This window comes from Mangrovimonas futianensis, assembly GCF_021245805.1.
Taxonomy (GTDB): Bacteria; Bacteroidota; Bacteroidia; order Flavobacteriales; family Flavobacteriaceae; genus Mangrovimonas; species Mangrovimonas futianensis.
Genome location: NZ_JAJJNF010000046.1, coordinates 1 through 315, shown reverse-complemented (window position 1 = coordinate 315; position 315 = coordinate 1). Strand labels below are relative to the sequence as shown.

Below are 315 nucleotides of genomic sequence, written 5' to 3'. Positions count from 1 at the left end.
ATGCCTTACCAACTGCTGATGCAGGAACAGATGTGAGTATGGAAGTAGGATCCACCGTTGTGTTGACCGCAACCGGTGGTGAGAGCTATCAGTGGAGCAACGGGGCAACGACCCAAAGTATTGAGGTAAGCCCATCGGCAACCATGACCTATGAGGTAACGGTAACAACCGGCGAATGTTCTTCCGCAGATTCAGTAACGGTTACAGTGACCCAACCAGAGACACCAGAATTGGTTGTATCTGCAGGAGATGATGTAACCATCTGTGAAGGAAGTACTGCTGTGTTGACCGCATCAGAAGGAGAGAGCTATCAGT

At 49.8% G+C, this 315-nt stretch carries 1 pseudogene; it reads left to right on the top strand.

Annotated elements, in window-relative coordinates:
• Positions 1-315, top strand: a pseudogene (locus LOK78_RS16465) (hypothetical protein); the annotation flags it as partial.